Consider the following 12,499-nt stretch of genomic DNA (forward strand, 5'->3'; position numbering starts at 1 on the left):
TGTGATTAGATTTTGGAGGCTGACCGTCTTCATGATGCTCTTGGTAACGACAGCATGCAGCAGTTATGTGACAGAAATGACGCCAATCGTACCCGGCACAGAATCGGTGGAGGTAGCTCAGCCTGCTCCTGTAACGAAGAATGAACTGATTGTATGGACATATTATGATATTACAGAGACAAATCGGCTATTTATGATCCTTCATCCTCAAATAAAAGTAAAAACCGTTCGGCTTAAATACGAAGAAATCGCGGATGCATTTATTAAGGCTTATGGAACACGGGAGTCCCCGGATGTAGTCTTTCTTGACAGTTCGATGACAGGGCAGCTGAATGGTCTTGATATCCTGAGTAACCTTAGAGAACAGGGGAAGCAGATCAAGCCAATTGAAAAGAAATTGCCAGTCGATATGCTGCCGCAGTATTCGAACGTGAAGTTGAACAAGTTAATTACCTTGCCCATTGCATTACCGACTGCCTTCACGTATTATCGCACTGATTTACTTAAGGAGAATGGCTTTCCTACGGATCCAGAAAAACTGGCCGAATATTTGAGTACCCCGCAGAATTGGATAGATATGGCCAAGAAGCTGAAGAAAAAAGGAATATATCTGTTCCAGCATTATACCGACCCTCTCGATGTGGCTGCGATGTCCTCCAGCATTCTTAATCGTAATCTTGAGTTCGCTTGGGACAGTCAGGTCTTTCAGGATGCTATCTATGTTGCTCGTGAGATTCGAAGGAATGGTCTTGCTCTTCGGAGCACCATATGGGATCCCTCTGGCGAACAGGCGCTGCGTGATGGGCAGCTAGCGATGTTGTATGGGGGACCCTGGATAACGGATTCGCTTAAGAGCTGGGCACCTAATCAGGCGGGTTCGTGGCGGGTAACACAGATGCCACTTCATTTATATGGCTATCGGGATGGTGCGATGATCGGGATTGCCAAAGACAGCCAGCATAAAACGGAAGCATGGAAGTACGTACAAAATGTAGTATCGCTGACGAAACCGGCTGACGATTCGGGGCCGGATAGCTACCTGGGTGGACAAGATACATCGACCATGGCCAGAAGCTATGCTGAGCGCAACAAGGGGATATACCCAACGCCGCTGGATGCGGAGCTGAAAGCCCTATGGGATAAAAATATTCCAGGGATTATTGAATCTGACCAACCCATAGCCACTCAACTTGCACTGCTTAAGGAGCAAATGGAGCAGGTAACCGGCGAGGAAAGATCCATCATCAAGGAAGCCATTCAATCGAAGGACTAGGCTGGAACTGTTGCAACAACATGAAAATCTAAACGAAGCAACCTTAATTCGGGTACATACCCGGAGAAAGGTTGCTTTTTGCGTTTTAAAATTCATGAAAGTCATCAGCTGGGATTGATTTTAAGTTCCCGGACGCCCGGCAAAAACAAGATAATCAAATTAAGGCGATCAGCAGTTTTTTGCCCAAAAGGTAAATGTTATCCGCCTTCTCCGCTGGCCGTGGAATCCTGAAACATTCCTTGGTTCAGCTAACCAAGTACCTTGAGGTCATTCTATGCTTAAGCCATTCCTCTCTCTATTAATTTATAAGTTATCGATTAATATATAATTAGCTGACAGACCACGCTTTAACGTTCGATATAGAGAGGTTTATTGCCTTAATAACCTAATGAAAGCACTAAATTTATAGAAAAGTTGCTGGAAAAATATGTTGACAGTAAATCGCTTACAATTTATATTGATTTGTAAGCTTAACGGTAAGTTAATACCTATGACAAAGGAGGGAATTCATGAACTGACTATGGGAAGCTACTTCACATCCTATTGTCACCCACACTCCACGCTATTGCTGCACCATGCGGCAAGCCTAATCCTCATTTTGTTCAGTCATCTCTTGAGCTCATCTTGCTAACTAACACGTTAAGACATGATTAATTCAGGCATTCTAAGGCGTAACTGGATCTGTGTCCAAAACAAAATTACGGAGGTTAAAGTTAATGAAAAGAATGTGGTCTTGCTTGACTATTCTTGCTTTATTTATTAATTTGTTACCGCTTACAAACGTAAGTGCCGCAGCAGCGACGAAGGTGAATGTTGCCCTTAACAAAACCGCCACGGCAAGCTCGGTGGAAGATGCTTCGAAGACACCTGCAATGGCTTTTGATGGGAACACAGCAACCAGGTGGTCATCCAGCTATTCTGATTCGCAGTGGATCAGCGTTGATCTCGGTAGCAATACAAATATTAACGGAGTGAAGTTGAACTGGGAGGTTGCTTACGCTAAGTCCTATAGAATTGAGACTTCAAAGGACAATAGCAATTGGACAACGGTATATTCCACACAGACAGGGGATGGGGGAATTGACGAGATCTCCTTTGCAACGAACAGTGCAAGATATGTAAGAATGTATGGGATACAAAGAGCGACGAATTATGGGTTTTCTCTTTGGGATTTTGAGGTATACGCGGCTGACGGAAGTACTGATCCAGGACAAACCGGAATTGTATCTGGCGAAATTTATAAAGTGACAGTGCTGCATAGCGGAAAAAATCTTGAGGTAGCTGGCGGCTCGTCTGCAGATGGTGCAAATGTGCAGCAGTGGACGGATAGCGGCAAACCAGAGCAGCAATGGAAGGCTGTTGATGTTGGCGGTGGATATTATAAGCTGATCTCTCAGTCTAGCGGTAAAGCATTAGACGTAGTGGGATCATACACTTATGATGGAGCTAACGTACAGCAATGGACAGACAATGGCCAGGCGAATCAAAAATGGAAAATCGTCGACGTTGGCGGTGGTTACTATAAGCTGATTTCCCAGTCGAGTGGCAAAGCCTTGGACGTGGCCGGAGGCTCTACAGCAGATGGAGCCAATGTACAGCAATGGACGGATAATGGAAATGCTCAGCAAAAGTGGAAATTCACCAAAGTTACGACGCAGCAGGATACCACAGCCCCTTCAGCACCAACTAACCTCGCGAGCACATCTAAGACGAACACAACAGTCACACTCACATGGACAGCATCAACAGACAATGTAGGTGTAGCGGGATATGACCTCTACAGAGGGACTACACTCGCTGGATCAAGCGTAACAACAAGTTATACTGTGACAGGTTTGACTGCGGGTACAGCTTACAGCTTCACTGTTAAGGCCAAGGATGCAGCAGGCAACGTGTCGGCAGCAAGCAGTGTGCTAAATGTTACTACATCCAGTTCAACACAGCAGGATACCACACCTCCTACAGCACCAACCAACCTAACCAACACATCCAAGACAGACACAACCGCAACGCTCAACTGGACAGCATCAACTGACAATGTAGGCGTAACGGGATATGACATTTACAGAGGAACTACGCTAGCGGGATCAAGCACGACAACGAACTATACTGTGACAGGCTTAACCGCAGGAACAGCATACAGCTTCACTGTAAAGGCCAAGGACGCAGCTGGCAATGTGTCTGCAGCAAGCAGTGTGCTGAATGTTACTACGAACACAACTTCTAAAAGTGCTGGGTTCTACATTAATGGCACTACACTGTATGATGCGAATGGTAATCCTTTTGTGATGAGAGGAATTAATCATGCTTACACTTGGTATAAAGGTCAGGAGTCCGTGGCTATTCCTGCAATTGCCAAAACAGGCGCGAATACGGTAAGAATCGTTATCTCCGATGGCCAGCAGTGGACCAAGGACAGCTTGTCTACATTACAAAGCCTGATTACCTTGTGCGAACAAAATAAACTGGTCGCCATTGTTGAAGTACATGACGGTACGGGATCAGATAGTGCCGCTGTACTGGATAATATCGCGAATTACTGGATTGAGATGAAGAGCGCTTTAATCGGGAAAGAAAAAACGGTGATCCTCAATATCGCAAATGAATGGTACGGCACATGGAATGGAGCAGATTGGGCTAAAGGCTATACTTCCGTAATACCTAAGCTTCGAAATGCCGGGATTAAGAATACGCTTATGGTTGACGGTGCAGGATGGGGACAATATCCGCAGTCGATCTTCGACTATGGAACACAGGTGTTTAATTCCGATCCTCAGAAAAATACCATGTTCTCTATCCATATGTATGAATATGCGGGAGGGAATGCTTCAACGGTAAAAAGCAACATTGACAATGTTCTCAACAAAAACTTGGCACTTGTGATAGGTGAATTCGGTATTAAGCATACGAATGGCGATGTTGATGAGGCAACCATTATGAGTTATAGCCAGCAAAAAGGCGTAGGTTATCTGGGATGGTCCTGGAAAGGAAATGGAAGCGGACTTGAGTATCTGGATATGGCTAACGACTGGGCCGGAACGAGCTATACGGAGCAAGGGAACGCGATTATTAACGGTCCGAACGGAATCAAGGCAACATCGAAGATTTGTACCGTTTTTAATTAATTTTCATGGCATTTGTGTGTCACGAGTTTAACAAGATAAAGCGTAAGAGAGGTCCGGGATAACAATCCCGGGCTTTTTCGCATTCATACTGTTGGTTACTTTTACCTCGTTGAAAAGTTAAAGAAATGTTACCTTTTGTCGATATATGGTTTGTCCATGTAACTTGGTAGTGTGTTGCTGCTGCATTCTACTTAATTTTTTATTTAAAAAATCGGGGGTCCTAACTTTGGCAATTAAACTTCGAACTAGACTGTTACTCAGCTTTTTCTCCATAATCTTACTGTTCCTAATAACTGTAACGGTTACTACGATTATGAACCAGCTTATCTCGGGCTTAAATGATAGTATTTTTGAGTCTCAGAAAAGGATGGAAGTCATTCAAAGGTTGAACCTGTTTGCTAGAACAGCAAATGATAATGGAGCGCATTATTTGCTTGCTCCTGACAATTTGATGGGTAATTTTAAAAGCCGTTTTGATGAAACGGTAAAGTTTGTGGATCTTGAATTATCTGATCTTAAGAAAATGACCAAGGATCAAGGCAGCTTGAAGCAGATCGAGCAATTCCGCACACTGTGGTCCGAGAATATTGATTACAAACGAAAACTAATGGACAAAAAAGCAGCCGGGGAGACCTTAACAGCTCAAGAGAAATACAGCAAGGAATCCTTCGATCCGGTCGCCTTCTCCCTTCTGTCCTTCATGAAGGATGAACAGGCAAAAATTGAATCGTACAAAAACCAGATTTCCAGCATGAATGAAAGGGTAAAGCTGGTCAATTACTCACTGGTTGGCATAGCCATACTATTGTCTGTCGGAATCGCCTATCTGCTCTCTCGTTATTTGATCAGCCGTACCCGGAAGTTAATTCAATCTGCTGGCGCGGTAGCCGAAGGAAATCTTCAGGTTGAGACTTTAAAATTCAAGGGAAAGGACGAGCTATCCGAATTGGCTGAGGCATTTAATACAATGACAGGTTCACTGCGTACGGTCATTGGAAGTGCGGAAATGGTATCCATGCAGGTAGCCGCATCTTCCGCGCAATTGCAGGCCAGTGCTGAACAGACAAGCCAAGCTACCTCGTATATTGCTACGGTTATGCAGGAAATTACGCAAGGTACTGAGAGTCAATCGACTCAGGTTGCCCATAACCTGAACACGATAACGAACCTCTCGGAGAAGGTTCATCACATAGCCAGCAACGGACAAGCTGTGCTGCAGACAGTCACCCATACTTCGGCAACAGCTATGCAAGGCAAAGATGATTTGGTTAAGGTTATTCAGCAAATTCGTACAATAGAGAGCAGCAATGGCAAGCTTGCAGGAGTTATAGACGATTTGGAGCAGCAGGCCATCCAAATTGGTACAGCTACACAGCTGATCATGGATATAGCCAGCCAGACCGACCTGCTCGCATTGAACGCAGCCATTGAAGCAGCAAGAGCTGGTGAACAAGGACGCGGCTTCTCGGTTGTGGCACAAGAAGTACGTAAGCTTGCGGAGCAGTCCCGTGTCTCAGCTGATCAGATACGCGGCCTGGTTAAGGGGATTCAGGAGGAAGCTAGTGTGGCGTCACTCGAAATGGAGCAGGGAACTCTTGAGGTTCAAAAGGGGATTGAGCTCATAGAAGTAGCCGGAGAATCCTTTAAAAGAATTATGGAGCTCATTAATCAGGTTGAATACGACGTGCAAGGTGTTACCGCGTCAACCACCGATATTATGACAGATACGGAAACTGTAGTCTCGGGAATCACTTTAATCTCTCAGGTCGCAACAGAGAATTCATCGGGTACACAGAGTGTGGCTGCATCGACCGAGGAACAGCTGGCTTCAATGGAGGAAATCTCGGCTTCGTCAAGCGCGCTGGCGGAATCAGCCGACGAACTTAAGACGCTTATCGGTAAATTCCGTTTATAATTTCAAAAGCTAGGGGTGATACAGCATGATAATAAAACGATTTATGGCCTTTCTATTAGTGTTATCTTTAATATTAGTAAGTGCTTGTTCTATTTCTTCCAAGTCAGAGCAGCCTGTAACACTAACATTTGTGAGCACTTATGATGGTAAAGAAGCTGAGTTCTTCAAGAGCCGTATCAAAGATTTCGAGAAGGAGAATCCTGGAATCAAGGTGAAAGTTGTGGATGTTGCCTTTGGTTCTGCTTCAAATTATGTCAAGACGGCAATGCTGGGCGATCAGACACTGGATGGATTCAGGTCCGATAACTCTTGGGTTCCCGAGTTCGTTGAACTAGGGCTTCTGCAGCCACTTGATTCCTTAATTTCTGCTGAGGATAAGGCGGATTTCAATCCAACAGCGCTTAACTCTGTAGTTATTAACAATAAATTATATGGACTGCCGACCGTAATGGAGGCTCCTGCGTTACTATACAATAAACAGATTCTTAAGGAGCTTGGATATACAAATCCTCCGCAGACAATGGATGAAATGATGGCTATAGCGAAGAAAGCTACTAGGGATGGACATTACGGGATCTATGTTTCGGATGACTCCTATTATGCTCTTCCTTATATCTGGGCGTTTGGCGGAGAGACGTTGACTGACGACCGAAAGGTCCACATTGCTTCTCCTGATTCCATAAAAGGTCTGGATTTCATGCTCCAGTTGCGCAATGCCGGAGTTACACAGCCATACCCGGATTTCAGTGATAGTTATAATACAATGATGACGGATTTCAAAGAAGGTCGATCCGCGATGATTATTAACGGCCCATGGGCTGTAGGGGACCTGCTTGGAGGTAGTGAGTTCAAGGACCCGAGCAATCTGGGCATTGCGGCCGTTCCGAAAGGACCGAAGGGCCAAGGCTCACCGGCAGGCGGTCACAGTCTTGTAATTTCCAAGTACAGCAAGCATCCTCAAGAAACTTATAAGCTGATTCAATACTTAACAAGCTCAAAGGCCCAGACCAAGCAGGTGAAGGAAGTTAAGACTTTACCTAGCCGTCTAAGTGTCTATAAGGACCCTAGTCTTGCTTCTGATAATATCGTTCAGGGCTTTAAGCTGGTGTTTGATGCAGCTAAGCCTCGTCCCCGTATTGTTGAGGGAGCAGAAATGTTCGGCGATTTCACCCCCAATTTGGGACAAATGCTGCTGAAGAAGATTACTCCTGAAGAAGCAGCCAAAAATATTGAAGTCGCTTGGCGAGAGCTGCTGAAGCTTGATCGATAAGCAGTATAAGTCCGCATTAATACTGGCTTAATTAGTCAAATAGCAAGGCAACCGGTGGTCATTCAAAATGGTCCACGGGTTGCCTTTTTTTAATTTTGGTCATATGAAACTCAGGTACAATGTGTAAAACTTGTGAGAATAATATCCAATTAATTTGTTTATTATTGGAGTTATGCGTGCAAAGATATGAAAAACACGCACTTGCAAGCGCATACATTTCAGAGCGGAAATTGCTGGTTTCACGAAGGGAGGTGAGGCGGTATTGAATATGTTGTCATCATTTAACTACTGAAAGGAGACCAATTGATATTAGAAATGAGTGCATCTCTGCATGATGTGAAGTTGAGCGAAGTGCTGTCTTCAGCGCAAACGATTGCGTAAAACCAATTATACTATTTCAGGATTGGGAGGTTATTTGTTTGATAAGGAGAAGGTTCAATCGATTTGTTGCTTTACTGCTCGTATTTGCCATTTCATTCAGTTTGTCGGGATTGACTGACGGTGCCTTGGTCAGCACGACCAACGCTGCCGCAAGCACTCAGAAGTATGAAGCTGAGAGCGCCTCGCTGTCAGGAGGTGCGAAGGTAAATACGGATCATAAAGGCTACTCTGGGACAGGCTTTGTTGATGGTTATTTGACTGTCGGTGCATCTGCGACTTTTAACGTTCAGACTACAGAGACGGGTACTTATAATGCTACATTGCACTATTCGAATTCAACTGGCAGCGCCAAGGGAGTCTCGATCTACGTTAATGGACTCTTGGTGAAGCAGACGACTCTGGCCAATTTGGCAAATTGGGATACTTGGGCTGACCAGACGGAGACGCTCACCCTACCTCAAGGGAATAATACGATTACTTACAAATATAATTCGGGAGACAGCGGAAATATCAATATCGACTATATGTCAGTCATATCGTCTGATACTTCGGTAGATCCCAAGCCTGCTGGATTAACCGTTCACGTCAAGAAACGCGCTGACTGGAACTCCGCGATCCGCATTCATTATTGGAACCTGACTCCAGCCTCTGTGCCGAATAGTGGTGCATGGCCGGGTATCCTGATGAAGCCGGAAGGGAACGATTGGTACAGCTATACGATTGACGGAGCTTCGAGTACGAATGTTGTCTTTAATGATAGCAATGGCAAACAAACAGCGAACCTGTCCCGAAGTGACAAAGAGGGCTGGTACTACACGGATAACAAGTGGTACGACGAAAATCCCGAGAGTCCTAAGACACCGGTCATTTCGGCCTCACCGGCACCTAAGACTTATGATGCTGCGCAAACGGTTACACTAACCAGTTCGAATACTGGAGATAAAATCTACTACACAACAGACGGAACAACGCCAACGACCTCTTCAACTATATACACTGCGGGAATTAAAGTAGATGCATCCATGACCATCAAGGCTCTGGGCGTCAATTCCGCTGGTCAAGCAGGGAGCCCAGTCTCATTCGCATATGTCATTGACCAGAACACGGACTCAAAACCACCAACAATTACACCAAATTTGCCAGTAGGGAACTCAAGTACGGCGGTTACCGTATCTTTTATTGTAAAAGATAACAAAGCTGCTGCGACTACAGCCTACTATACCGAAGATGGAACCGAACCTACCAAAAACTCGAAGGTCTATATCTCGGGGAATGCTTCAGCTGGAATGACGGGTCCGGGAATTCTGGTCTCCAAGACAACAACCTTGAAATTCCTGGTTATTGATGGTGCTGGTAATCAGACCACACAAAACTTTGTCTATAACATCGGCAAAAGCGGGGACTTCCGGGAAGATAGCATTTATTTCGTCATAACTTCTAGGTTCTATGATGGGGATAAGAGTAATAATGTGCACGCTTGGGATGATGCCAAAGCAGGCAATCCGGATTCAGACCCGGCTTGGCGGGGAGACTTCAAAGGTTTGATCGAAAAGCTTGATTACATCAAAGCCCTTGGCTTTAGTGCAATCTGGATTACTCCAGTTGTACAGAATGCCAGTGGTTATGACTACCATGGCTATCATGCGATTAACTTCGCCAAAGTAGACCCGCGTTTTGAATCAGCGGGGGCTTCTTATCAGGACCTTATCAATGCAGCTCATGCGAAAGGTCTTAAGATTATTCAGGATATCGTGGTCAATCATACCGGCAATTTCGGTGAGGAGAATCTGTTCCCGATGTTCAAGAAAGATCCGACTAAGCCTGATACTGTTAATAACATGGTCAAGATTACAGATAAATTACCTGCCAACTATGATTCTATGACACCCGATCAGCAGTACCAGGCCAGACTGGCTCTAATGAAGACTGCGGAGACCAATAATAACATCTACCATACGGAGAAGAGTCTCTCTTGGGAATCCTATACGGTTCAGACCGGTCAGATTGCCGGAGACTGTGTAGACCTCAACACGGAAGAACCTCTGGTCGATCACTACCTGGTTGATACCTATAATAAGTATATTGATATGGGTGTAGATGCTTTCCGGGTAGATACGGTTAAGCATGTCAGCAGATATATTTTCAACAAATACTTCATTCCTGCCTGGAAGGCAAGAGGCGGTTCCGACTTCTATATATTTGGTGAAGTAGCTACCCGATATCGCGACGTATGGAACAGCGGAATCCCAGCAATCTCTACACCATTCTATACTTGGAAAGAATCCAAAGCTTATCCGGGTGATGGCAAAGATGATTACGCTTCCAATAAGGCTTCGGTTGAGCAGAACTGGGCAGACAACTCCACGACAGCAGGACAGCCTACTTCAAACAACGCCGTGCTTAACGGAAATAACTACCATGCTCCTGACTATTCCATGAGCTCAGGTATGAATGTAATTGATTTCCCGATGCATTGGGCGTTTAAGACAGCACAGGAAGCATTCAGTATGCGAAGCGGAGACAAGTTCTATAATGATGCGACTTGGAATGTAACCTATATCGATTCCCATGACTATGCTCCAGATCAAGCACCTGAGAATCAGAGATTCGCAGGCACACAGGATACATGGGCAGAGAACCTGGATCTCTTGTTCACTTTCCGTGGAATTCCAGCTATCTTCTACGGTTCTGAAATTGAGTTCCAAAAAGGTAAAGTCATTGATCCGGGCCCGAATGCCCCACTTAGCACAACGGGAAGAGCTTATTTTGGAGATAATATTGAAGGCAGCGTAACAGCTCAAGACTTTGGTAAATATACGAATGCCACAGGTAAACTTGCAGATTCACTTAATTATCCACTTGCGAAGCACATCCGTCAGCTGAATCTGATCAGAAGAGCAGTGCCTGCCCTGCAGAAAGGTCAATATTCCACTGAGAATGTAAGCGGAGACTTGGCGTTCAAGAGAAGATATACAGATACTGCTAAAGGTCTCGATAGTTTTGCATTGGTAACCATTTCGGGAAATGCAACCTTTACTGGAGTTCCGAATGGAACCTATGTAGATGCAGTTACTGGCGACACCAAGATTGTATCTAATGGAAGCATTACTTTGAATTGCTCAGGTAAGGGGAATGCGCGGGTATACGTGCTAAATGGTCCTGGGAAAATTGTAGAGGCCGGCAATACCTACCTGAAGTAGAAAAAATGATTACCAGGAAACTACCCCTGATTGTGCACTTGGCATAACAACGAAATAGGAAAAATTTCTGAAAAGGCTGCTGATATCTGATCAGCAGCCTTTGGCATGATCATTTATAATAAGAGCAATTATTACTAATACTGTGAAGCGAGGTGGACGAAGTTGATTCTTACTCTTAATCCTGTAACAACAGGCGGAACCTTCCTTGAGTTTTTGGACGCAGCACGCGATGCCGGCTTTCCGGCGATTGAATATGACATTCGGCCATTTGCCAAGGCTGCGGAAGAGCAGTCTCTTGAGGCGGCTAAGGAATTACTGTCTTCAAGAGGACTTATACTTGGCTGTATCGGGCTTCCTGTCGAATTCCGCCAGAGCGAAGAAGAGTTCAAGCAAGATTTGGCCAAGCTGCCTCGTCTGGCTAAATTCGCGCGTGAGCTCGGCGTGGAGCGCTGCTGTACATGGCTCATGCCAACTACAGATGAATCGATTGCAGAATACACCTGCCGCACGGTGGCGAGACTTCGGAAGTGTGCGCAAATATTAGGTGCGGAAGGAATTCGCTTCGGACTCGAATGGGTGGGTCCCAAGACCTTGCGGACGCAAAAATATGACTTTATCCATGATCTGCCGGGAGCCTTAGATCTGATTGATGCCATTGGAGAGCCGAACGTAGGTCTCTTGTTCGACAGCTTCCACTGGTTCACTTCCAGTGGAACGGCGCAGGATATATTGAATCTTAGACCAGAGCAGATCGTGCTGGTGCATATTAACGATGCTCCGAGCCTACCGGTGGATGAACAGCTCGACCAGGTGCGTCTGCTGCCGGGCGAAGGGATTATTGACTTGTCCACCATGTTCGAAAGCCTCAGCAAGATCGGATATAACAGCTATGTGTCCGTGGAGACATTTGGTAAGGAGCTTCCAGCTTTAGGGGCCAAAGAAGCCGCGTTAAGAACAAAGGCAGCTGCGGACAGGATACTCCGTGTGCTTAGGAATACATAAAATTCAGCATATGGTAAAAGCTAAGTGGAATGAACTGAACTAAAATAGCAAAGGAGGGTGTATGAACATGGAGAACAAATCTCACAGCGGAAATTATAGAGGAACCACAAACATGAAGGCCAAGAATCAAGATATGGCTTTCGTGAACGATACATTGGAGAATGCGAAAAATACAACGCCTGTGAATACGATGAAGGATGATGTTAACGAAGGAAATGAACAAGAACCTCTTAATCTGAATGGAATCTAGAGTTAGAACGCTTCTCTCAGGAAGCGGCAACAAAGCTTGGAAATGTGGCAGCAGCTGCGCTTCCAGGCTTTTTTTCGCTATCT

Annotated in this window: 7 protein-coding genes; all 7 read left to right on the plus strand. The window is 45.2% G+C overall.

Annotated elements, in window-relative coordinates; all coding sequences use genetic code 11:
• Position 1: 1 nt before the first annotated feature.
• Complete coding sequence (locus ACRRNK_RS06860) at positions 2-1,273, plus strand: ABC transporter substrate-binding protein (protein WP_433946019.1); 1,272 nt, start codon at positions 2-4, stop codon at positions 1,271-1,273.
• 716 nt (positions 1,274-1,989) lie between these two features.
• A complete protein-coding gene (locus tag ACRRNK_RS06865) occupies positions 1,990-4,398 on the plus strand; it encodes an RICIN domain-containing protein (RefSeq protein WP_433946020.1) in 2,409 nt (802 codons plus the stop codon).
• 451 nt (positions 4,399-4,849) lie between these two features.
• Positions 4,850-6,313, plus strand: coding sequence for a methyl-accepting chemotaxis protein (locus ACRRNK_RS06870; protein ID WP_433946021.1), 1,464 nt, complete (start codon positions 4,850-4,852; stop codon positions 6,311-6,313).
• A gap of 25 nt (positions 6,314-6,338) precedes the next feature.
• Complete coding sequence (locus tag ACRRNK_RS06875; RefSeq protein WP_433946022.1) at positions 6,339-7,583, plus strand: extracellular solute-binding protein; 1,245 nt, start codon at positions 6,339-6,341, stop codon at positions 7,581-7,583.
• A 419-nt stretch (positions 7,584-8,002) separates the two neighbouring features.
• Positions 8,003-11,164, plus strand: a complete 3,162-nt coding sequence (locus ACRRNK_RS06880) for an alpha-amylase family glycosyl hydrolase (RefSeq protein ID WP_433946023.1) — start codon at positions 8,003-8,005, stop codon at positions 11,162-11,164.
• A 162-nt stretch (positions 11,165-11,326) separates the two neighbouring features.
• Complete coding sequence (locus tag ACRRNK_RS06885; RefSeq protein ID WP_433946024.1) at positions 11,327-12,166, plus strand: sugar phosphate isomerase/epimerase family protein; 840 nt, start codon at positions 11,327-11,329, stop codon at positions 12,164-12,166.
• A gap of 67 nt (positions 12,167-12,233) precedes the next feature.
• On the plus strand, positions 12,234-12,416 hold the full coding sequence (locus ACRRNK_RS06890; RefSeq protein ID WP_433946025.1) for a hypothetical protein: 183 nt from the start codon (positions 12,234-12,236) through the stop codon (positions 12,414-12,416).
• Positions 12,417-12,499 lie beyond the last annotated feature (83 nt).

Origin of the sequence: Paenibacillus sp. SN-8-1, assembly GCF_050995535.1 — a bacterium.
In the GTDB taxonomy this organism is placed as follows: Bacteria; Bacillota; Bacilli; order Paenibacillales; family Paenibacillaceae; genus Fontibacillus.

Coding starts and splice junctions, on each gene's coding strand:
- ACRRNK_RS06875 (WP_433946022.1), top strand. CDS start 6,339: ATGATAATAAAACGATTTATGGCCTTTCTATTAGTGTTATCTTTAATA.
- ACRRNK_RS06870 (WP_433946021.1), top strand. CDS start 4,850: ATGGGTAATTTTAAAAGCCGTTTTGATGAAACGGTAAAGTTTGTGGAT.
- ACRRNK_RS06890 (WP_433946025.1), top strand. CDS start 12,234: ATGGAGAACAAATCTCACAGCGGAAATTATAGAGGAACCACAAACATG.
- ACRRNK_RS06865 (WP_433946020.1), top strand. CDS start 1,990: ATGAAAAGAATGTGGTCTTGCTTGACTATTCTTGCTTTATTTATTAAT.